Genomic DNA, 22,237 nt, shown 5'->3' with positions numbered 1-22,237 from the left:
GCCGGTGCCTCGTCACGGGGCGCGGTCCGGCGCCCCCGGCAGGAGCGCGTCGAGCGCGGCGCGGTCGGTCTTGCCGTTGGCGTTGAGCGGGAGGGTGTCGAGGGCGGTGAGGGTGGCCGGGACCATGTAGGCGGGGAGCCGGTCGCGCAGGGCCGCGCGGAGACCGTCGGCGGTGGTGCCCGCGGTGCCGGTGTAGGCGGCGGTGAGTTCGGTGCCGCCGGGCGTGGTCCGCGGCAGCACGGCGGCCTCCCTGACCCCGGGCAGGGCGCGCAACGCGGCCTCGACCTCGCCGACTTCGACGCGGTAGCCGTGCACCTGGACCTGCTGGTCGCCGCGGCCGAGGTGGACCAGCGGCCGGTGGTCGTCGTCGGCCGGGGCGGCGGTCGCGTCCAGCGGGGTGACGCGGTCGCCGGTGCGGTACCAGTGGTCGTCGGTCAGCGGGGTGGCCGGGTCGTAGGGGGAGCCGTCGGGTGCCAGGAAGCGGCCGGTGTTGTTCGCCGGGTCGAGGTAGCCGGGGAAGCGTTGTGCGCCGCGGACGCACAACTCGCCGTGGTGGTCGCGTCGTTCGAGTCCGGGGTAGAGGGTGCCGATGGGGACGGTGCCGTTGGCCGGGGACGGCCAGTCGGCGGGGCCGGGCGGCAGGCGGTAGGCGGTGCAGGTCACGGTCAGTTCGGTGGGGCCGTAGGCGTTCTCCAGCCGGCTGTGCGGGGCGGCGCGGTGCCAGGCCGCGGCCTGCTGGAGGGTCAGCGGTTCACCGCAGAACATGCTGTGCCGCAGCGTCGGCATGCTGTCCGGTTTCAGGGCGCGGAACCGCTGGGCGAGGGAGATCACCGACGGTACGGAGTTCCAGTGGGTGAGGGCGTGCCGGCCCACGAAGCGGACCGGGGCGAGCAGGTCGTCGCGGGACGGGACGACCAGGGTGGCGCCGCTCCCCCAGGTGGTGAACATGTCGTGCACGGACGGGTCGAAGGTGAGGTCGAAGGTCTGTGAGCAGCGGGCGCCGGGGCCGGCGGCGGCGCGCGGGACGGCGTGGGTGAGGTAGGCGCAGACGTTGCGGTGCCGGATGGGGACGCCCTTGGGGACGCCGGTGGAGCCGGAGGTGAAGAGGAGGTAGGCGAGGTCGTCGGGGCGGGCGGCGGGCAGGACGGGGAGCGGTGCGGCGGGGAGGTGCGGCAGTTGGGCGTCGGTGCGGGTGACCAGGGGGACGTCCGGCGGTGTGGGCCGGGCGGCGGTCCCGTCGGACAGTACGGCGTCGAGCCGGGCGGCGCGGACGATGCGGGCGTTGCGCCCGGCCGGGAAGGCGGGGCCGAGCGGGACGACGGTGGCGCCGAGGCGCAGTACGGCGAGGTATCCGGCGTAGGCGACGGTGGTGCGGCCGGCCAGCAGGCCCACCCGGCGGGGCGGTGTTCCGCCGAGGCGGTCGAGCAGCGTGGCCGCGAGGGCGTCGGCGCGGGCGGCGAGTTGGGCGTAGGTCAGCGTGGTGTCGCCGGTCTCCAGCGCGGGCTGGTCCGGGTGGGCGGCGGCGGTGGCCGTGAACCAGTCGAGGAGGGTGTGCCGTGCGGCGGGGATGCTCACCGTGCGCCTTTCCAAGGGGTGGGGCGGGGGGTCGGGGCCGCGGCGTCGGACGTGCCTGCGGGCGGGCCCGGCGTGCTTGCGGCCATGGCGAACGCGCAGCTCAGCGGGGTGTTGGAGTGGTCGCGCAGGCTCAGCCAGCGGTAGCTGCGCCAGCGGCCCGAGCGGGCGCCGGGCGGGACGTCGATGGTCCAGGGCCGCCCGGTGAGCCCCGCTCCGTCGGCCTTGACGCAGGCTTCCTGGGCGGTCCACACCCAGGCGACCTCTTCGGCGGCCGCGGCCGGCGGCAGTGCGGTGAGCCGTCCGGCGTGCGTACCGAGCAGCCGCCGGGCGAAGGAGGCGCGGACGGCGGGGTCCGGGCGCTGGACGTCCACGCCGACGGCGCGCCCCAGCGCCACCCCGGCGGCGAGCGTGCCCCGGCTGTGGGACACGCTGATGCCGATGTCGGGGTGTCCGCGCAGCCACGGCTTGCCGCGCCGGTCGGGGACGATCTCCGCGCCGGCCGGGCCGGGCCGTACGGCGGCGAGCAGTTGCCGCAACAGCCCGCGGCCGGCGAGGAATTCGCCGGCCCGCCATTCGGGCAGGGCGGCCGCGCGGCGCCGGTCGTCCCGGTGGGTGCTGGCGGCGGCGCGGTCCGCGGTCGTGGTGGTCACCCAGATCCCACAGGCCACCTCGATCGGTGCCGTCACGGGAGGGTGCCCGGCCGTTCGAGGGCGGCCAGGAGGTCCTCGGCGGCGTCCGCGAGGGTGCCGAGGACGACCTCGTCGGCGCCGCCGCCGATGCCGAAGAGTGCGGCCTGGGCGCGGAGTTCCTGGATTCCTCCGGTGGTGAAGCCGGCCGCGCCCCACAGCTGGGCGCAGTCGGCGAGGACATGGCGGACGGTGGCGCCGGCGGCCGCTTTGAGGGTGGCGGCCGCGGTGGCGTCGTGGTGCAGCGCCACCGGGTCGGCCAACTCGCCGCTGAGAGCGTGCAGTTCGCGTACCCGCAGCAGGCAGGTCGCGAACCGCTGCCGGACCGTGTCAAGGTCCCACAGGGTGCCGTCGCCGTGCGGGCGGCCGGTGAGACGGCGGTGGGTGTCGGCCAGCACCCGGCGGCACAGTGCCACGCCCCATTGGGCGCCGGCCAGCCGTTCGGTACCGATGTGGCGGGCGAAGAGCGGCAGTCCGAAGCCGACGCGGCCGAGCACCTGGTCCCGGCCGAGCCGTACCCCGTCGAAGGTGACGTGGCCGGCGCCGGAGTCGGCGAAGAGGGCGGAGTCGGCGGGGCGCACGGTGACGCCCCGTGCGCCGGCCGGCACCAGGACCCAGGTGAAGTGGGTGAAGTGCCGCCCCGGGCGGTGCCGGGCGAGGACGAGGAAGTGGGTGGCGGTAGTGGTGTTGGCGATCCAGTTCTTCTCGCCGGTCACCTCCAGGGCGTCGTCCTCGATGCGCAGTTCCGTGCGGAGGGCGGTGAGGTCGGTGCCGGCGGTGACGTCGGTCGCGGCGAGGGCGAGGGTGGCCCGGCCGGTGAGCGCGCCCTCAAGTGCCTGCCGGGCGGCCGGCGCCCGCCCGGTGGCGAGCAGGGGCAGCGCGGTGGCCAGCTGGACGCTGACCGACAGGGTGGCGGGGACGGAGAAGCGGGCGTCGACGGCGGTGAGCAGGTCGGCGAGGCCGGCCGGGTCGATGCCGGTGCCGGGCTGCCGGTCGCGGTAGGCACCGGCGGTCAGGCCGGCGCCGCCGAGTGCGGCCCAGACCTGCGCGCCGGGCGCGGTGCGGGGCAGTGCGTCGAGCGGGGCGTAGCGGGGGTCAGGCAAAGCTCACCCCCTGGTCGCGCAGTGCCAGCCGGCCGTCGGCGAGGTGCAGCCGGTCGTTGCTGTAGTTGAGCGGCGCGGAGCGCAGGTCGCGCAGGGCGTGTTCGAGCCGGGTGGGTGAGTCCTTGAGGTAGCCGTGGCGCAGTCCGAGCGCGGTGATCAGGTCGTCGACGGCCGCCAGGCACTCCTCGGAGGCGGTGATCTTCAGCGCGTTGAGCTGGAGCTGGCGGGCCGGTGCGGACAGGTCGGCGCCGGACTCCACGGTGTGCAGGGCCTGTTGGAGCAGGGCGTGCACGGTGTCGAGGCGCTGCCGGGACCGGGCGATCCGGGTGAGGAGGAGCTCGGAGGTGAGGTCGAAGCGGGCCCGGCCGGCGGGGCTGCGCAGCAGGCGCAGTACGCGGGAGAGTGCTCCGGCTGCGGTGCCGAGCCAGACCGCGGACCAGCCCAGGTGGGCCAGCGGCCCGAAGACCGTGGTGGCGATCCGGTGGAACTCCCCGGATTCACCGACGACGTGGTGGGCGGGGAGGCGTCCGGTCAGGGTGAGCGCGGCGCTGTGGCTGGCGCGCATGCCCATCGGCTGCCAGTCGCCGGAGGCGGTGATGTCGAGCTGGTTGCGGTGGGCGTAGACCAGCGTCACCTCGTGGGCGGTGGCGTCGGCCCCGGGGCTGCGCATGGTGATCAGGAAGCCGTCGGCGTGGACGCCGCCGGTGACGATGGGCGCGAACCGCTCCACGACCAACTCGCCCTGCTCGGCCGCCAGTTGTGCCTGAGCGCTGAGCAGATGGCCGCCCTTGCCGGCCTCCGTGGTGACGGAGGCGAGATAGCACTCCCCCGCCGCGATCCGCGGCAGCAGTTCCTTGCGCAGCCGCTCGTTCCCGTACCGGACCAGGGCCGCCGACTGCTGGCAGTGCATCGCGAAGATCATGCCGACGGACATGTCGCTGCGCCCGAGGGTCTGGGCGGCGGCCGCCAGGTCCCGTGCGGTGCCGCCGAGGCCGCCGTGGGTGACGGGGACCAGCAGGCCGAGCAGGCCGGTGCGGCGCAGCGCGTCCAGTGCGGCCACCGGGAATTCCGCCGCGCGGTCGGTGCGGGCAAGGTGTTCCTCGGTGGCCTCGGTGACCGCTGCCAGGCGGTCGGTCAAGTCGAGCGGGGGCCGGGTAGCGGGCTCGGTGGTCATGCGGTCTCCTGGCCGGCCGGGCCGTCGCCGGTGCCCTCCGGCAGCTGTGCGGCGATCACGTTCCAGAGGCTGCCGGCGGTGGCGAAGGTGGTGTCGTTGAGCTCCTCGTCCGGCAGCGAGATGCCGAAGGTGTCCTCGACGGCGAACAGCAGCTCGATGGCCTGCATGGAGTCGACGCCGAGTGTGCGCAGGTCGGTGTCGGGGGTGAGGGCGGTCTCGCCGGGGCCGGCGTGCTTGAGGAAGGGCTGCAGCAGGGCGGTGAAGCGGGCGTCCATGGTGTCTCTTTCGGTGCGGTCAGCGGGCGATGCGGCACAGGTCGTCGACCCGGCGGAGGTTTTCCGGTACGAGCGCGTCGGCGTCGAGTTCCCGGCCCAGTGCGGTCTCCAGCCGCTCGATGATCTCGATCAGCCGGAAGGAGCTGAAGGAGGGGAAGGAGTCGAAGGGTGCGCCGCCCAGGAGGCCGGCCACCTCCACGCCGAGCACCTCCGCGGCGACGGCGGCGACCCGGTCACGGAGCGCGTGGTCGGCGGACGGACCGGCCGCCGGGGCCGGGATGCCGGGCGGGGCGCCGAAGACGGCGAGGTCGGCGGTGAGCACCTCCCGCAGCCGGTCCACGATGCCCGGCGGCTCGGCGCGGCCACGGGACAGCCGGCGGTGGGCGAGGTAGGTCTGCTCCACGACCTTGTCCCAGGCCCGCAGGTGCGCGGCCTCGGTCTCCCGCCGTTCCTCGTCGGCGTGGTCGGCGAAGAGCGCGCGGTAGGTGGCGTGCAGGGTGCGGGAGCGGGCCAGCAGCCAGGTCTCGACGGTGAGTTGACCGATCGCCCGGGCGCGGTCCGGGCAGGCGTCGTACGCGTCGAGGTAGCCGGCGACCGAGCTCTCGTCGACGGACACCAGCGGGGGCGGCCCGGCGGCCGGGCGGGCGGTGTCCGGTGCCACCTCGACGACCTCGGCGGACTCGATGCCGGCCAGTTCGTCCTCGGTGAGCACCCAGGTGCCGGGCGCGGCGGTGCCCCAGGAGGTCTCGCTGCGGTAGGCGTCGGTGATGTGCCAGCCGCCGGGCCCGGCGGCGAGCAGGAAACTGTGGTCCATGTGGGCCTGCCCGTGGTACGGCAGCCAGGGCAGGTGGAAGGCGTCGGCGACGACGTAGCGCGCGGCGTCGGCGTGGCGGACCGCGGCGAACATGCCGGTGCGGGTCGTCCGCTCGCGCCGGACGACGCGGAGGCCCAAAAGGCCCGGTGCCGACCGGAGTTGTTCGGCCAGGGGCGGATCGACGGTCGGCAGTCCGTCGGGGCGTGCCCAGGGGCGGAAGCCCAGGGGTGCGCCGAGCCGGAGGTGGGCCCCGGGGCCGTGGTGGTGGTCCGCGAGGACCGCCAGGTTGACCTGGATGCAGTCGAGCAGACCGCTGTGGACGGAACCGAACGCGAACTGCTCCGGTTCCCCTGTGACGGCCATGGCCGGTGTCCTTCCGTGCGGGGTGGTGGGGCTCATGCCGCTCCCGTCAGCCGGGCGAAGCCCTCGGCGATCCGGGTGAGTTCGGCGGCGATGTGCGGCAGGCGGGTCGGGTCGTCGGCGCCGAGCGCCTCGTGCTGCTGCCGTTCGTCGCCGTAGAGCAGGCTGGTGGCGGCCTTGAAGCGCAGCGCCTGCGGCTCGTCGCCGAGGAGGTGTCCGGCGAGGACGACGATGCCCGCGTCGTCGAGGAGGCGGGCGGCGAGCGCGGCTGCGTCGGTGATGCCGCGGGCGGCCAGCCGGTCGCGCAGCGGCGCGAAGTCCGGGTAGACGTAGAAGCCGCCGGTGGGCGGGCGGCAGACGGCGCCCGCTTCGACGGCGGTGCGGTGCACGGCCCGGGCCACCGCGCCGTGCAGCCGGGCGCTCGCCCGTATCCGCGCGGTGATCTCCGGCGGTTCGGCGTAGGCGTACTCGGCGACCTGCTGCATCGGTCCGGCGAGGGTGGACCAGATCTCGCTGGCCGCGGCGACGGTGGCGTCCCGGAGCAGGGCGCCGGTGTCGCCGGCGGGGAAGCGGGCGACGCCGATCCGCCAGCCGCCGAGGCCGAGGGTCTTGGACAGTCCGCTGGTGACGACGGTGCGTTCCGGGGCGACTTCGGCGGGGCTGAGGTAGGGGGTGGTGTCGGGGTCGTGGACGAGGTCGCGGTAGATCTCGTCGGAGACGATCAGCAGGTCCTCGGCGCGGGCCAGCGCGCACAGGTCGCGGATCAGCGCGGGCGGGGCCACGGTTCCGGTGGGGTTGTCGGGGAGGGTGAGGACCAGCAGCCGGGGGTCGGCACCGGCCGCCCGGGCCCGGTGCAGGGTCTCGCGCAGCGCGTCGGGAGCCGGGACGCCGCCGCACTCGGCGGGGACGGGCACGCCGAAGACCTTCTTGCCGGCGTAGCGGGCCTGCGGGGCGTAGCTGTTCCAGGCGGGCCGGGGCAGCAACAGGTCGCCGGGGACGACGAGTTGGAGCGCCATCAGGAGCGGTTTGCTGCCGGGGGCGACCATCACCCGGTCGGGTTCGGTGGGCAGCCGGCGGCGGGTGAAGTAGCCGGCCACGGCGCGGCGTACGCTCTCGGCGCCGGCCACCGGCCCGTACGCGGCGCGGGTCGCGCCGGCCGCCAGCTGGGCGGCGAGTTCGGGCAGGACCGGCAGCCGGGCCTCGCCGAAGGCCAGGTGGACCAGTGAGGCCCCTTCGGCGCGGCGCCGGTCGACGAGCTGGTTGAGCGCCAGGTTCGGGGAGGGCGGGGCGACGGTGACGGCGGTCATGCGGGGTTCCTCTCCGCGCGGCCGGTGCGGCGGGCCGCGCCGGCGCCGGCCGGGGCGGGTCCGGCCGGTGTGCTGCCGCGCAGGGCGGCGGCGAGGTCGGCCGGGGTGGTGGGGTCGGGTTCGAGTTCGTCGAGCCAGGCGGCGTCGGCGGACCAGCGGGCCCGGAACGGCCGGCCGACCAGGCCGGGGTCGCGGGCCTGGAGCATCCGCAGCCGGAAGTACGCCCCGTCGGGGGTCTCCTCGACGCCGTCCACGACGACCTTGCCGGGGGTCGCGGACATCACCGGGCCGCGTACGGTGCGGGCGAGGCCCGGCAGGGTGCGGTAGGCGTCGGTGAAGATCTCGACGGCCCTGGCCAGCGGCACCTTGAAGTAGTCGTGGGGGCCGGTGTCGCGCTCGACGAACAGGTAGTAGGGCACCGCGCCGGCCGCGAGTTCGGCCCGCCACAGCTCGCTCCAGACCCGGGGGTCGTCGTTGACGTGGGCGATCAGCGGGGCCTGGCAGTAGACCACCGCGCCGGTCGCGCGGATGCGGGCCAGCGCCGTGCGGGCCAGGTCGGTGGCCAGTTCCCGCGGGTGGCTGAAGTGTGCCATCACCGCGAGCTGCCGCCCGGAGGCGATCACCCGCTCGAACAGCCGCAGGACGTCGTCGGCGTCCGGGTCGGTGACGAAGCGCTGCGGCCAGTAGGCGACGGACTTGGTGCCGATCCGGATCGTGCGGACCGTCTCGACGCCCAGCAGCGGCTCCAGATGGCCGCGCAGCCGCTCGGTGGACATCACCATCGGGTCGCCGCCGGTGACCAGCACATCGTGGACCTCGGGGTGGTCGCCGAGGTAGCGGATCAGTCCGCCCGGGTCGGGGGCGGCGAACTTGAGGTCGGCGTCGCCGATGAACTGGGCCCAGCGGAAGCAGTAGGTGCAGTAGGCGTGGCAGGTCTGGCCCTGGCCGGGGAAGTAGAGCACCGTCTCGCGGTATTTGTGCTGCAGTCCGGGAAGGGGGACGCCGTCCTGGGTGGGGACGTTGAGCTGCTGCTGTCCGGAGGGGTGGGGGTTGAGCCGCCGGCGGATCTCCTGGACGGCCTCGCGCAGCAGCGGCTTGTCGGCGGGGTCGGCGGAGAGCTTGGCCAGCTGGTCCTCGTCGGCGGCGGCGAGCATGCCGCGCTGCGGGAAGGTGAGTTGGAACATCGGGTCCTCGGGGACCCGGTCCCAGTCGATGAGTTCGCCGAGCACGTACTCGTTGACCCGGAACGGCAGCACCAGCGACACCCGGCGCACGGTGTCGCGGAGGTCGTGGGTCAGGCGGTGACGGCGGGCGATCTCGTCGAGGTGGCGGGGGCCGAACGCCCGGAAGCGGGCGGTTTCCGGCAGGCCGGCCGGCATCATCGGTCACCTCCGGTCCGGCGCGGTTTGCGGTAGAGGTCGTCGCCGAGGACCAGGAAGTCCAGGTCCATGGCGCGGAAGGCGCGCAGCGCGTCGGCGGCGGTGTCGACGATGGGTTCGCCCTTGTCGTTGAAGGAGGTGTTGAGCAGGACCGGGGGCGCGCCGTGCCGCTCCAGGGCGTCCAGGGCGGCGCCGACCGCGGGCGCCTCGTCGCCGTGCAGGACCTGCGGCCGGGTGGTGCCGTCGACGTGGACGACGCCGGGCGCGACCTGCCGGCCGAGCTCGGTGGCCTTCGCGGCGCCGAGCATGTAGAGGCTCAAGTACTCCTGCTGTGCCCAGAGTTGGGCGCCGTAGCCGGGCCGGGTGACACCGGCGAAGGGCCGCCACTGTTCGCGGTTCTTGAGGGTGTTGACCCGGGTGTTGACGTCCGCGGTGTCCGGAACGGCGATGATCGAGCGCCGGCACAGCGCCCGCGGCCCCACCTCGGCCCGCCCCTGGGCAACCGCTCCGACCTGCCCGTCCAGCAGCAGCCCGGTCAGCTCGTCGATGTCCAGATCCGCCCGCACCAGCCCCGAGAGGTCCAGCTCCCCCGCCGCGGTGCCACGCCGGCCCCGCCCCGGGACACCGGCCCCCGAAGCACCCGCCCCGGGGACCCGCGCCCCCGGAATACCCTCCCCCGCCCCGCCGTTGAGGCGATCAGGGGCCCACACATCCACCCCCAGATAGGGACTCAGCGCCCCCGCCCTCCTCCTGGGCGGCCGCACCGTCCAGGCCGCTCCGAGGGCGACCCCCGCGTCGTGCGGTACGGGCGGTACGTACAGCGGGCCGGGCAGGGTGCCGTTGGTGCTGCAGTTGAGGGCGACCCCGCCGCTGAGGCACAGTTCCTCGACGCCGGCCGCCTTACGGGTCAGCGCCGCGAGATGGGTGACGGTCTGTTCGATGAGGCGCTGGGCGGTGTACGCGACGAGGACGGCGTTCGGGTCGTCGGTCAGCCGCTCCTCGGGTACGCGGGGGCCGTCCGCCCCGGCGATCTTGGTGTAGCGCTCCCGCCAGCGGCCGACGGTGTCGTCGTACTGCGCCTTGATCTCGTCGGCGGTGGCGCTCCCGCGGCTCTCCGCCAGCGGTTCGACGGCCAGGCCGAAGTCGTCGGCGGTGAGGTCCACCAGCGGCTCGACGTCCAGGTGGGCGGCTCGCCCGTAGGCGGCCAGGCCCATGGTCTTGCCGGCGTTGAGGAAGGAGAAGCCGAGCCAGGTGGAGGCGGCGTCGTAGGCGTAGCCCAGCGAGGCGGTGCGCTGCCAGCTGCGTTCCAGGCGGGGTTCGGCGCCGTCCTCGTAGGTCCAGATCGTGGCGGACTCGTTCTCGCCGTGGCCGTCGACGACCAGCACCCCGGCCTTGGGGAACGGCGAGGCGTAGAAGGAGGAGGCGGCGTGCGCCTGGTGGTGGGGGACGCGGACGACCTCGGGCGTGCGGCCGCCGAAGTCCAGTCCGACGGCGTAGGCGAGGAACTCGGCGTCGCCGGCGAAGCGCCGCGGGTAGAGCTGTTCGCTGTCCCAGCCGAGGGCGACCACGTCGATGTCGGCGGCGGTGATGCCGGCCTGTACCAGGCAGAAGCGGGCGGCGCCGAACGGCTTGCGGTAGAGGGAGTGGCGGTGGCGGTTGACGCGCTCCTCTTCGGTGAAGGCGATGACCTCGCCGTCCCCGTTGACGAGGCAGGCGGCGCTGTCGTGCCAGCCGGTGGGCGGTGCGTTGACACCGAGGATCCAGGTCATGGGCGGTTGTCCTTGGTCAGGAGGGACGGTCGGAGAAGCGGGGTGAGGGAGTGGCGTACGGCGTGCCGGGCGGCGGCCAGCGCGGTGGCGCACTCCTCGGCGGTGTCGCCGACGGCGATGAGGGCGGCGAGGCGGGGCACGATGCCGCGGGGCGGCAGCCGCAGCGTGGTGCCGGGCGCGGCGAGCGGCACGGCCCGGACGACACCGGGCACGGTCTGGGCGGTGGAGAGGTCGAGGGAGCGGACGGTGCCGTCGTGCTCGGGGTAGACGAAGCTCACCTCGGCGCAGCGGTCGTGGTGCGGGGCGAGGTCCGGGGTCCGGCCGAGTGCGAGATCGGCGGCGGCCGCGACCGGGTCGACTCCGGTGGCGAGGGTGACCAGGAGTGGGATGAAGTCGCCGCCGAGCCGGCCGTTGACCTCGACGACGCGGGGTCCGGTGGGGGTGAGGCGGAGTTCGGTGTGGGTGAGGCCGGTGCGGATGCCGAGGGCGGTGTGCGCGTCGGCGACGACGGAGCGCACCTCGTCGGCCCACGGCTCGTGCCGCCAGGGCGCGACGAGGTGCCCGGTCTCCTCGAAGTACGGGGCGAAGCCGAGGCGTTTGCGGGCCACGCCCACGATCCGGGCGGTGCCGTCGGCGACCGCGCAGTCCACGCTGATCTCGGGTCCGGTCAGGTATTCCTCGACGAGCGCGCCGGCGGTCGCGGGGATGCCGGGGAAGGCGGCAGTGCGTGCCTGGTCGAAGGCGTGCCGGAGCTGTTCGGGGTCGCCGGCGAGGGTGACGCCGATGCTGCCGGCCAGGGCCCGGGGTTTGACGACGACGGGCCGGCCGAGTTCCTCCGCGGCGGCGAGCGCCTCCTCGGTGGTGTGGACCTCGTGGAAGCGTGCGGAGGGCACGTCGGCGGCGGCGAGCAGCCGGCGGGTGGCGAGTTTGTCGCGGCAGCGGCGGGCGGCCTCGGGGCTCATGTGCACCAGGCCCAGCCGGCGGGCGGCCTCGGCGGTGGTCTCCAGCAGGGTCTCGTCCCAGGTGAGGACGGCGCCGGGGCCGGGATGGCCGGCCAGCAGTGCGGCGATCGCGCGGGTGGTGTCGGTGGCGTCGGAGGTGTCCGCGGTACGGAACCGGTCTGCGATGTGCCGGCGTTGCCAGTCCGGTTCGGTGCGCTGGACGAGGGCGGTGGTCACCCGGCCGGCGACGGTGTCCAAGGCGTAGGCGCGGTAGGGCGGGTTGCCGCAGCCGACGAGGACGAGCCGGGCGGGTGCCGCGGGGTCGACGGGGGTGCAGTCGAGCCGGGCGGTGCGCAGGGTGCGGTGGAGGGCGGCGGTCACCTCCGCGCTGCTGCGGCCGCGGAAGCGGAACCGCGCTCCGGCGTGTTCGTAGCCGCCACCCCGCATCAACGCGCCCCATTCCGGGAGGACTTGGGCGTAGGGTCCGTCGTCGCCAGGGTATCCGGTGGCGTGGTCCACCCGGCAGGGGGCGGGAACGGAGGGTGGGACCAGCAGCCAGCCGGCCACCTCGGCCGGTGCGGGGTCCGCGGTGGCGGTGGGGTCGGGGGTGCCGGTCTGGTGGGCGAAGGCCGCGGCCATCAGGTCGATGCCGTGCACCTCGCGCCAGACGAAGGGGACTTCGGCACCGCCGGGGCGGGCGCCGATCTCCAGGACGGTCAGTTCGCCGTGCTCGCTCTCGAAGAGTTCGAGGTGGAAGACGGACGGGCCGGTGAACAGGGCCCCGGTGGCGGCGGCGGTGAGCTCGCCGATGCGGGCGAGGAGTGCGGGGTCGTCGATCTCCACCGAGCCGAGCGCCGCGCCGGTGGTGAACTCCAGGCAGGTGTGGAGGTAGCGGGAGGCCCGCCAGGGGCCGAGGCCGTCGCCGGTGTGCACGCCGTCGACGTGCAGGACCCGGTCGGGGCGCCACTGCTGGACGAGCATGCCGGTCTCCGCCGGGAAGGCGTAGCGCCCGAGCTCGCCGGGGGAGTCGAGGCGGGTGATGCCGGCGCTGGCGGTGCCGCGCCGCGGTTTGAGCAGGACCGGCCAGCCGTGCCGGGCGGCGAAGGCGGCCACCGCGTCGGGGCCGGTGGCCGCGGCGGTGGGCGGTACGGGGAGGCCCGCGGCTTCGAGCCGCTGGGCCATCAGCAGTTTGTCGCGCAGCGGCAGCAGGTCCTCGGCGCGCTGTCCGGGCAGGCCGAAGGCGTCCCGCAGGTCGGCGGCGAGGTCGAGGTCGGTTTCCTGGAGGGCGACGATCCGGGTGGGCGGGCCGAGCCGCTCGATCAGGGCGTCGAGGGCGGCGCGGACCTCCTTGACGTTCTCGGTGCTGTCCACGAGCCGTACCGCAGCGGCCTGTTCGGCGGGGAGGTGGCGGGCGGCCCGTTCGGTGGTGAGGTAGCTGACGCGGTGGACGGAGTGGTCGAGGTAGGCAGCGTAGTCGGCGTAGCGGTCGGTCCAGCGGTGCAGGACCAGGACGTGTTCGGGCACGGGCGGCCTCCTGGGGGCAGGAACGAGCACGGTGGGGTGGGCCGGCCGGGGGTGCGGCCGCGCGGCGTCGGCGGCGCGCGGTGTGGTCCGGCGGGGCGGGGCGCGGGGCCGGCCGGTGCGGCGGGCGGGATGCGCCGGGCCGCGGCGCCTGCCGGGGCCGGTGTGGGTGGGCGGTACCGCCTCAGGGCCGCCCGGCGGCGGCGAGCAGGCCGTCGTGCAGGTCCCGGAGAAGTTCGGCGCACTGTTCGCGGCCGAGGTCCTTCGCTGTGAGCCGGACCGAGAGTCCGGCGTCGGTCTCCAGGGCGCGGGCGTAACACCGCGGCGAGATGGTGGTGAAGGGTTCCTCCCAGGTGAGGGTGGGTGGGCGGGCGTCCTGCGGGGCCTGTGGGGGGAGGGCGTCGAGCGGTGAACCGCCGGGTACGGCCACGTAGTTGAAGGCGCAGGCCGGTTCGGTGGCGTCGGGTGTCCGGGCCCGCAGGGCGGCGACCGCGGTGACGTCGTGCATGCCGTGCCGGAAGGCGGTCAGGCCGCTCCAGTGCACCGCGTCCGCGAGGGTGACCAGGTCGTCGGTGCGGGCCTGTTCGACGAGCGCGGGGACCCACTGGTTCATCGAGGTGACCACGGTCTTCCAGCGGCCGGCGAAGCGGTTGGCGCTCATCAGGTGGACGAGCAGGGTGTCGGTGCCGCATCGGCGGGCGACGCTGCGGACGTAGGCCGCGAGGACGACGCTGGCGACGGAGACCCGGGCGCGTGCGGCGAGGGCGTGTGCGGCCGGGCGGGCGGCCGCGGAGTGCAGGGTGGCCTGGACGGTGCCGCCCGCCGCGCCGGTGCGGGGCAGGGCGGCCGGCGGGGCGTGGGACAGCAGGTCGGCCCAGTGGTCGAGGGCGGCGGCCTGCCGGCGGAGTCCGGCGGGGCCGTACTGCTCCGCGGCGAGGTCGGCGGGGCCGGGCGGGGTGGGGCCGAGGCCGTCGGGGTCGGTGAGCGCCTGCCGGAATTCCCGGTGCAGGAGTTCCTGGGCCCAGGCGTCGGCGGTGATGTGGTGTTTGGCGAACAGCAGGTGGGTGGGGGCCCCGTCGCGGGTCAGCAGCCGGGCCCGCCAGCCGTGCTGCCGGCCGAGGTCGAAGGGCTCGTGGACCAGTTCGGCGGCGCGGCGGTCGGGCGCGGTGCCGTCGTCGGGTACGGCCGGCAAGGTGTCGCCGATGCCGGTGTCGGCGTCGGGCGTCAACTGCCGTGGCGCGTCGGGGTCCTTGAGGTCGTAGCGGGTGCGCAGCGCGGGGTGCCGGGCGGCGAGGGTACGGAGCGCGGTGCGGACCTGTGCGGCGTCGGTGCCGCGGGGCAGTGGCCAGGCGGCGGCGTTGTTCGGCTCGTGCCGCCGGTGGGCCGGCAGGTCGCGGATGTCGTGCCATACCGAGAGCTGGCCGAGCGAGAGCGGTCCGGCCGCGGACATGTGTTCCCCCATTGCTGCACTTCCATCATGCGAAAGGTGAATTCCGTGCACGGCTTGACGCTGCCACAAGCTGTTGACGTCTGTCCAGGTCGATCGGGCAGCGAAGGCCGCCAAACGTGACCCACCTCACACGGCAATCCCGCCGTGCCCATGAGAGCCTGATCACCACTCTTCGAAAACCAACTTCCGTTCTACGGAAGCTTGGAGGGCGCTTCGGCCGCCGGCCGGGCGCTTCCCGGGGCGCCGCCGCGCACACCCGTCCGCAGTCGACGGGCCGTCATATCCGCTCCGGCCGCCCCGGATTCACCGTTCCCGTACACCACGAGGGGTCTTCCGCACCGTGAGCACCGTGAGTCAGCCGCCCTCCGCCTCCGCCGGTCCGGCCGGGGAATTCCTCCACGACTTCCTGCTCGCCGCCGCCCGGCACACCCCCGACGCCCCCGCCCTGATCGAGTCCGGCCGGCCCGGAGCGACCACCGTGACCACCTACGCCGAACTCGCCGCCCTGGTGGACGCGTACGCGGACGGTCTCGGCGCGCTGGGCATCGAGACCGGCTCGCGGGTGGTCCTGGAGTCCGACACCACCGCCCGGGCCGTCGCGGCGCTCCTCGCCTGCTCGCGGTCCGGCCTCGCCTTCGTCCCGGTGAGCCCCGAAACCCCGCACCGGCGGCTGGAGTCGATCCTCGCCACCGCCCGGCCCGCGCTCCACCTCCAGGCCGCGGACGGCACCCGGCGCGACCTCCCGCCGGCCCTCGGCACCGCCCGGTTCGGCCCGGACGGACTGACCGTCGACCGCGCCCCCGCACCCCACCGGCCCCGCCGCCGGGTGCCCTGCGTCACCGACCCCGCGTACATCGTCTTCACCTCCGGCACCACGGGGCGACCCAAGGGCGTGGTGATGAGCCACCGCGCGGTGCTCGCCTTCTACCGGGGCATGCTGGCGCACCGGATCGCCACGCCCGAGGACCGCATCGCCAGCACCTCACCGCTGCAGTTCGACTTCTCGCTGCTCAACATCGGCCTGGCGCTGGGCAGCGGCGCCGCCGTCGTCCCGGTCCCGCCGCACCTGGTGCGCTGGCCCCGGCATCTGCTGCGGGTGCTGCGGGAGACCGGCGCCACCCAGGTCAACGGCGTCCCGTCGATCTGGCGGCAGTCGCTGCGGTACGAGCCGGAACGGCTGGCCGCCCTCGACCGGCTGCGTTCGGTCCTGTTCTGCGGTGAGGAATTCCCGCTGCCCGAACTCCGCCGCCTCCAGGAACTGCTGCCCGCGGCCCGCCTCATCAACTGCTACGGCGCCACCGAGTCGATGGCCTGCTCCTTCGAGGACGTCCCGCGCCCGCTGCCGGACGACGTGGAGCGACTCTCCATCGGCGTCGCCCACCCCGGCGCGGAGATGCTGCTCGTCGACGCGTCAGGGGCGGTCGTCGACCGGCCGGGGGTACCCGGCGAGATCCATCTGCGCAGTCCCGCGCTGTTCTCCGGGTACTGGGACGACCCGGAGGCCACCCGCGCCGCGCTGGTCCCCGACCCGCTGTGCCCGCAGTCCGGCCAGGCCGTCCTGCGCACCGGCGACCTGGCCGTACGGGGCGAGAGCGGCGAGTACTACTTCTGCGGCCGGACCGACTCCCAGGTGCAGATCAACGGTAACCGCGTCGAACTCGCCGAGGTGGAGCGGCGGTTGACGGAATTCCCCGGCGCCGTCGCCGCGACCGCACTGGCCCTGCCCCTCCCCGGCGGCGGCCTCGAACTCACCGCCTTCGTGGTCCCCCGCGCCGATCGGACCCCGCCGGACGCCGGCGCGCTGCGGGAGTTCTGCGCCGAGACCCTGCCGCCGTACATGGTCCCGCAGCAGATCCAGCTGCTGGACGCGCTGCCCGTCACGGCGAACGGCAAGGTCGACCGCGCGGCCCTGGCGGACGCCGCCGCCCGGGGCGCGGCACCGGCCGTGCCCGGCGGCGGCCCGCGGTGACCGACCACCCGCAGGAGGAAGCCGTGAGCAGAACCGACGCCCCCGCACCGGCGCCCGGTACGCCCGCACCCGGCCGGCTGCGCCGCTACGTCCGGGTGCGGGCGGGCGGACTGCCCGGCGCGTTCTGGGTGTTGTGGGGCGGCTCGCTGGTCAACCGCCTGGGGTCGATGGTCAATCCGTTCCTCAGCCTCTATCTGACCGGGGTCCGCGGCATCCCGCTCGCCGACACCGGGCTGATCCTCGCGGTGGTCGGCATCGGCTCGGTCGTCTCCCAGCCGCTGGGCGGCTTCCTCGCCGACCGGTTCGGCCGCCGGGTGGCGCTGACCGGCGGGATGCTGGCGAACGGCGCGACCCTGCTCACCCTCGGCCACGCCCACGGCCTGACCGTGCTGATCCCCGCGTGCTTCACGCTCGGCATCACCATCGACCTCTTCCGCCCCGCCGCCCAGGCCCTGGTCGCCGACGCGGTGCCCGCCGCCGACCGCACCCGCGCCTTCGGACTGCTGCTCTGGGCGATCAACCTCGGCTTCTCGGTCGCCATGGTGCTGGGCGGCCGTCTCGCCTCCCACGGCTACCAGTTGATCTTCTGGATCGACGCGGGCGCCTGTACGTTCTTCGGGGTGCTGGTGTGGCTGGCGGTCCCGGAGACCCGCCCGGCCGCCCGGGACCGCACCGCCGGCAGCTACCGCACCGTCCTCGCCGACCGCACCATGCTCGCCTTCGCCGGGATCATCGTGGTCTACGCGGTCGTCTTCCAGCAGGCGTTCGCCACCCTGCCGCTGGCGATGCGCGGCACCGGCCTGTCCAGCGGCGCGTACGGCCTGGTGATGGGCGTCAACGGCGCCGTCGTGATCGCCCTGCAGCCGCTGATCGGCCACCGGCTGGCCGCCCACGACAAGAGCCGGGTACTGGCCGCCGGGTTCGCCCTGGCGGCAGGCGGCAACGCGGTGGCGGCCGCCGCCTTTGCCACCGCCGGATACGCGCTGGCCGTCACGGTCTCCACGGTCGGCGAGATCCTCGTCTTCGCGGTCACCGCGGCGGTCGTCGCCGATCTGGCGCCTGCCCCGCTGCGCGGCCGCTACAACGGCGTGATCGGCATGGCCTGGGGCACCGGCTTCCTGATCGCCCCCGTCGCCGGCACCCGGCTGCTCACCCTCGGCTCCCCCGTCCTCTGGCTGACCTGCGCCGCGCTGTGCCTGCTCGCCGCGGCCGGCCAGCTGTCCCTGGCACCGGCGCTGCGCCGCCGCGCCACCGGCTGACCGGCGCACCGTGACCCGCGCACCGCGCACCGGAAGGAACCGCACCGTGAAGAATGTCCTGCTGATCGAGCCCGACGTCGCCGCGGGCGAGGACCTGCTGACCGCGGCCGCCGGCCTGGGCCTCGCGGTCTACGCCGCCACCCACGAGGACGTGTACGCGCGCTACCGCCCCGAACTGAAGGCGCGGATCGCCGCGCCGGTCTTCACCGACTTCGGTGACCCCGCGGCCGCCCGCGCCGAACTGGCCGCCTTCTGCCGCGCCCACGGCGTGGCCGCCGTCGTCCCCTGCTGGGAGTTCCTGACCCCGCTGGCCACCCGGCTCGCCGCGGACCTGGGCCTGCCCGGCCACCGGCCCGAACTCGCCGACGCCGGGCGGAACAAGCACCTGATGGCCGAGGCGTTCGCGGCCCGCGGCGTACCCGCGCCGCGCACGGTGGCGGCGCCGGACGCCGCGGCCCTGGCCCGCCGGATCGCGGACGCCGGGCTGACCTTCCCGCTCGTCGTCAAACCGGCCGAGAACGCCGCCTCGATCGGGGTGTCCGTCGTCCGGTCGGCCGCCGGACTCCCGGCCGCCGCCCGCCTCGCCGGCTCCGAGACGCACAAGCCCTCGCACGGCATCGCCCTGGCCCGCACGCTGCTGGCGCAGGAGTACGTGCCCGGCGAGGAGTTCAGCGTCGAGACGATCCTGACCGATGGCGAGCTCCATCACCTCGCGGTCACCGAGAAGTTCACCACCGACGGCACCCGCCGCGCCGAACTGGGCCACACGGTGCCGGCCGAACTCCCCCACGACGTCCGGGCGGACGTCCTCGCGGCGGCCACCGCGGCATGCGCGGCGCTGGGCCTGCGCCACGGCGTCGCGCACACCGAGGTGAAGATCGACCCCCGGGGCCACCCGTACGTCCTCGAAGTGGGCGCCCGGCCCCCGGGCGACCACATCATGCGGCTGGTCGAGGAAGCGCTCGGCATCGACATGGCCCGCGCCTGCCTCCAGGCCGCGCTGGGCGAACGCCCCGACGTGACGCCGCGCCGGGCGGCGGCCGCCGCGATCCGTTTCCTCACCGCGCCGGAGGCCGGCACGCTGCGCTGGGTCAGTGCCCTCCCCCGGGGCGGGCACATCGTCGCCACCGCCCTGTCGAAGCTGCCCGGCGACGAGGTCGGCGGCCCGCACGACAACCTCGGCCGGATCGGCCGGATCATGCTGCGGGCCGACACCACCACCGAGGTGAACGAGGCGGCGGCCGCGGCGCTGGAGTCCGTCACGGTGGAGCTGGCGACCCGCTGGTGAATGACCGAAAGACCTACCGAATCCGTCGCTCCAAAAGATCTGGACAACGAATTCCGCTACCCTGTAGACAAGAGGCCATGGAATCAGAAGACGATGCCCCCATGGCGGGCCGGCTCGCCCGCGGTCTGTCGCAGACCGCGCGCACCCGCCACCGCCGGCTGCGCGAGCAGGGCCGCACCGACCGCGCGGCGCTCGACGCCGTCCTGGCCGGGGGCTTCCTCTGCCACCTCGGCGTGCTGGTGGGCGGCACGCCGCTGGTCGTCCCCACGGTCTACGGCACGGACGGCAGCACGCTCTACCTCCACGGCTCGGTCGCCAGCCGCAGCCTGATCGCCTCCCCCACGGCCGAGGTCTGCGTCACCGTCACCCATGTCGACGGCCTGGTGCTGGCCCGTTCCGTCTTCGAACACGGCGTCAACTACCGCAGCGCAATGGTGTTCGGCACCCCGCGCCCGGTCACCGACCCCGAGGAGAAGCTGGCCGGGCTGCGCTGCCTGACCGAGCAGGCCGCGCCGGGCCAGTGGGACTACGCCCGCCGCCCGAACCGCAAGGAGCTCGCCGCGACCGCGCTGCTGGCGCTCTCCCTCGACGAGGCGTCGGTGAAGGTCCGTACCGGGCCGCCGGACGACGGTGACGGGCCCGACGCCGCGCTCGGCCTGTGGGCGGGGGTGCTGCCGCTGCACACCACCTGGGGCCCGCCGGAGGCCGACCCGCTGCTGCCCGCCGGCCTCACCCCGCCCGCGCACCTCACCGCACGGGCCACCGGGGCGCCGCGGAACGGGTGACGGGTCCTCTAGCGTGGAGGGATGGACGAGACGGGACCCGACGGGCCGCCGCCGGACACCGGCGAGGTGAACTTCCCCGCCCAGCAGGCGGCGCGATGCCGCGGACTTGCCGAACTGGACGGCCGGATCACCCGCTGCCGGGCCTGCCCCCGGCTGGTGGCCTGGCGCGAGCAGGTCGCCGCCAACCCCCGTGCGGCGTTCCGGGACTGGGAGTACTGGGGGCGGCCGGTGCCCGGCTTCGGGCCCGAGGACGCCGCGCTGGCGGTCGTCGGCCTGGCGCCGGCCGCGCACGGCGGCAACCGCACCGGCCGGATGTTCACCGGGGACGCCTCGGGGGACTTCCTGTTCGCCGCGCTCCACGCGGTGGGCCTCGCCTCCAAGCCCACCGCCACACACCGGGACGACGGCCTGGAGCTGTACGGGGTGCGGGTGACCGCGCCGGTGCACTGCGCCCCGCCGGAGAACAAGCCGACCCCGGCCGAGCGGGCGACCTGCCGGCCCTGGCTGGCCGCCGAACTGGAGCTGCTCGCCCCGACGTTGCGGGCGGTCGTGGCGCTCGGGGCCTTCGGCTGGCAGGCACTGCTGCCCGTGCTCGGCGAGGCGGGCTGGCCGATCCCCCGCCCGCGCCCGGCGTTCGGCCACGGCGCCGAGCTGACCCTGCCCGCCACCGGCCGGCGCCCCGCGCTCCAGGTCCTGGGGAGCTACCACCCCAGCCAGCGCAACACCTTCACCGGCAAGCTCACCTTCGACATGCTCGTCGACCTGCTCAGCCGCGCCGCCGAACTGGCCGGACTGCCCAGCTCCTCGCCCCGGCGCCCCTGACGCCCCTGACGCCCCTGACGCCCGCCCAACTGCCCGCGGCCGTACGGGAAATGACGTCCCGTACGGCCGTGATGCTTCGAGGTGGCCCGGCGGTGCGGCCGTACCGTGCCGCGGCTACTGCGCGACCGGGCGGCGGCCGCCGCGGCCACGGCCACGGCGCGGCGGGCGGCCCGCGCGGGACCGGGGGGTGCGCGCGGCCGGCGCCTTCGCGGCCGTGGCCTGGGCCGGAACCTCGATGGTGACCGCGACGCCGGACGGCTCGCGGGCGCCCGTGAGGCGGACCAGTTCCTCGTCGCTGGACTTGAGGCGGGTGGTGGCCGGGGTGATCCCGGCGTCCCGCATCAGCCGGGTCATCTCGCGCTTCTGGTCGGGCAGCACCAGCGTGACCACCCGGCCGGACTCCCCGGCCCGGGCGGTGCGGCCGCCGCGGTGCAGATAGTCCTTGTGGTCGGCCGGCGGATCGACGTTGACGACCAGGTCGAGCGCGTCGACGTGGATGCCGCGGGCCGCGACGTTGGTCGCCACCAGCGCGGTGACCTGGCCGTTCTTGAACTGGTCCAGGGTGCGGTTGCGCTGCGGCTGGGTGCGGCCGCCGTGCAGCGCCGCCGCGCGCACCCCGCTGGCCAGCAGGCGCTTGGCGAAGCGGTCGGCGGCGCGTTTGGTGTCCACGAAGAGGATCACCCGGCCGTCGCGGGCCGCGATCCGCAGCGCGACGGCCTTCTTGTCGGTCTCGTCCGCGAGGTGCAGCACATGGTGTTCCATCGTGGCGACGGCGCCCGCCGACGGGTCGACGGAGTGCACCACCGGGTCGGTCAGGAACTGCCGGACGAGCCGGTCCACGTTCCGGTCCAGGGTGGCCGAGAACAGCATCCGCTGCCCGCCCTGCTCTACCTGCGCGAGGAGCGCGGTGACCTGCGGCAGGAAGCCCATGTCGGCCATCTGGTCGGCCTCGTCGAGCACGGTCAGGCGCACCTGCCCGAGCTCACAGTCGCCGCGCTCGATGAGGTCCTTGAGCCGCCCGGGGGTGGCGACCAGCACCTCCGCGCCGCGGCGCAGCGCGCCGGCCTGCTTGGTGATCGACATACCGCCCACCACGGTCGCGATGCGCAGCTGGACGGAGGTGGCGTACGGCAGCAGCGCGTCGGTGACCTGCTGGGCGAGTTCGCGTGTGGGCACCAGGACCAGGGCGAGCGGTGCGCGCGGGGCGGCCCGCAGCCCGGCGGTGCGGGCCAGCAGCGACAGCCCGAATGCGAGCGTCTTGCCGGAACCGGTGCGGCCGCGGCCGAGGAGGTCGCGGCCGGCGAGCGAGTTGGGCAGGGTCGCGGCCTGGATGGGGAACGGCTCGGTCACGCCCTGTGCGGTGAGCGTCTTCTGCAGGGCCGCCGGCAGGTCGAGCTCCGCGAACGACGCGACGGCGGGCAGCGCGGGGACCACCGGCTCCGGCACGGTGAATTCCTGCGGCGGGGCGGCCTTGCGGGCCGTGGCCTTCCCACCCGCCGCCTTCCCGCCGGACGTGCCCGCGGGCTTTCCCGGGGAGTTCCTGCGCCGGGGGTTACCGGATCCGGCGGGCCGGGGCGTACCGGTGCGCTGCGGGCGTGCGGAGCGAGCCAATGGGGTTCCTTTCCAGGGGCCTGGGACAGTACGGGGCCGGGGCCCGACGAGCCCCCATCCGGAAAGGCGTGAACCGGCCGGAAAACAGCAAGTGCGCCTGCGGACCATTCCCGTCAGGCGCACATCATGATCATGATCATGGGTACCGA

General features: G+C 75.1%; 17 protein-coding genes. 5 read left to right on the top strand and 12 right to left on the bottom strand.

Annotated features, from left to right (window positions below; all coding sequences use genetic code 11):
- Window positions 1–12 precede the first annotated feature (12 nt).
- From IG62_RS0110640 to IG62_RS0110585, 11 genes are all read right to left on the bottom strand, one after another.
- Window positions 13–1,575: an AMP-binding protein gene (locus tag IG62_RS0110640; protein ID WP_051797859.1), complete on the bottom strand. Its 1,563-nt coding sequence runs from the start codon at window positions 1,573–1,575 to the stop codon at window positions 13–15.
- A complete protein-coding gene (locus tag IG62_RS48445; protein ID WP_234326371.1) occupies window positions 1,572–2,225 on the bottom strand; it encodes a 4'-phosphopantetheinyl transferase family protein in 654 nt (217 codons plus the stop codon). The genes IG62_RS0110640 and IG62_RS48445 overlap by 4 nt, the downstream gene beginning before the upstream one ends.
- A gap of 32 nt (window positions 2,226–2,257) precedes the next feature.
- A complete protein-coding gene (locus IG62_RS0110630; RefSeq protein ID WP_051797858.1) occupies window positions 2,258–3,364 on the bottom strand; it encodes an acyl-CoA dehydrogenase family protein in 1,107 nt (368 codons plus the stop codon).
- On the bottom strand, window positions 3,357–4,538 hold the full coding sequence (locus IG62_RS0110625) for an acyl-CoA dehydrogenase family protein (RefSeq protein WP_030800245.1): 1,182 nt from the start codon (window positions 4,536–4,538) through the stop codon (window positions 3,357–3,359). Before IG62_RS0110625 ends, IG62_RS0110630 begins: the two co-directional genes overlap by 8 nt.
- Window positions 4,535–4,813 (bottom strand): acyl carrier protein, encoded by a 279-nt coding sequence (locus IG62_RS0110620; protein ID WP_030800242.1) that lies wholly within the window; start codon window positions 4,811–4,813, stop codon window positions 4,535–4,537. Before IG62_RS0110620 ends, IG62_RS0110625 begins: the two co-directional genes overlap by 4 nt.
- Before the next feature lie 19 nt (window positions 4,814–4,832).
- Window positions 4,833–5,990, bottom strand: coding sequence for a hypothetical protein (locus IG62_RS0110615; protein WP_051797856.1), 1,158 nt, complete (start codon window positions 5,988–5,990; stop codon window positions 4,833–4,835).
- 32 nt (window positions 5,991–6,022) lie between these two features.
- Window positions 6,023–7,294 (bottom strand): pyridoxal phosphate-dependent aminotransferase, encoded by a 1,272-nt coding sequence (locus IG62_RS0110610; protein WP_030800237.1) that lies wholly within the window; start codon window positions 7,292–7,294, stop codon window positions 6,023–6,025.
- Entirely contained in the window at window positions 7,291–8,673 is a 1,383-nt protein-coding gene (locus tag IG62_RS0110605; RefSeq protein ID WP_051797872.1) for a KamA family radical SAM protein, read from the bottom strand. Before IG62_RS0110605 ends, IG62_RS0110610 begins: the two co-directional genes overlap by 4 nt.
- A complete protein-coding gene (locus IG62_RS0110600) occupies window positions 8,673–10,442 on the bottom strand; it encodes a carbamoyltransferase C-terminal domain-containing protein (RefSeq protein WP_030800232.1) in 1,770 nt (589 codons plus the stop codon). Before IG62_RS0110600 ends, IG62_RS0110605 begins: the two co-directional genes overlap by 1 nt.
- A complete protein-coding gene (locus IG62_RS49495; protein WP_063755348.1) occupies window positions 10,439–12,907 on the bottom strand; it encodes an ATP-grasp domain-containing protein in 2,469 nt (822 codons plus the stop codon). Before IG62_RS49495 ends, IG62_RS0110600 begins: the two co-directional genes overlap by 4 nt.
- A 181-nt stretch (window positions 12,908–13,088) precedes the next feature.
- Window positions 13,089–14,366, bottom strand: a complete 1,278-nt coding sequence (locus tag IG62_RS0110585; RefSeq protein WP_030800231.1) for a condensation domain-containing protein — start codon at window positions 14,364–14,366, stop codon at window positions 13,089–13,091.
- 337 nt (window positions 14,367–14,703) lie between these two features.
- Between IG62_RS0110585 and IG62_RS0110580 the strand changes: the two genes are divergently transcribed.
- The 5 genes from IG62_RS0110580 (at window position 14,704) to IG62_RS0110560 (ending at window position 20,477) form a co-directional block, all read left to right on the top strand.
- A complete protein-coding gene (locus IG62_RS0110580; protein ID WP_030800229.1) occupies window positions 14,704–16,323 on the top strand; it encodes an AMP-binding protein in 1,620 nt (539 codons plus the stop codon).
- A 23-nt stretch (window positions 16,324–16,346) separates the two neighbouring features.
- A complete protein-coding gene (locus tag IG62_RS0110575) occupies window positions 16,347–17,582 on the top strand; it encodes an MFS transporter (protein ID WP_078871917.1) in 1,236 nt (411 codons plus the stop codon).
- Between the two features lie 46 nt (window positions 17,583–17,628).
- Window positions 17,629–18,870 carry an ATP-grasp domain-containing protein gene (locus IG62_RS0110570; RefSeq protein WP_030800225.1) on the top strand — a complete coding sequence of 414 codons (1,242 nt, stop codon included), beginning with the start codon at window positions 17,629–17,631 and terminating at the stop codon, window positions 18,868–18,870.
- 77 nt (window positions 18,871–18,947) lie between these two features.
- Window positions 18,948–19,655, top strand: coding sequence for a pyridoxamine 5'-phosphate oxidase family protein (locus IG62_RS0110565; RefSeq protein WP_234326370.1), 708 nt, complete (start codon window positions 18,948–18,950; stop codon window positions 19,653–19,655).
- A gap of 21 nt (window positions 19,656–19,676) precedes the next feature.
- Window positions 19,677–20,477 carry a uracil-DNA glycosylase gene (locus IG62_RS0110560; protein WP_030800222.1) on the top strand — a complete coding sequence of 267 codons (801 nt, stop codon included), beginning with the start codon at window positions 19,677–19,679 and terminating at the stop codon, window positions 20,475–20,477.
- Between the two features lie 114 nt (window positions 20,478–20,591).
- On the opposite strand, the gene IG62_RS0110555 is transcribed toward IG62_RS0110560, so the two are convergent.
- Window positions 20,592–22,088, bottom strand: coding sequence for a DEAD/DEAH box helicase (locus tag IG62_RS0110555; RefSeq protein ID WP_078871914.1), 1,497 nt, complete (start codon window positions 22,086–22,088; stop codon window positions 20,592–20,594).
- Between the last annotated feature and the right edge of the window lie 149 nt (window positions 22,089–22,237).

Source organism: Streptomyces sp. NRRL S-337 (assembly GCF_000720175.1).
Lineage (GTDB): Bacteria > Actinomycetota > Actinomycetes > Streptomycetales > Streptomycetaceae > Streptomyces > Streptomyces siderophoricus.
Note: the sequence above shows the minus strand (reverse complement) of the source record. Positions and strands in the feature narration are given on the sequence as shown.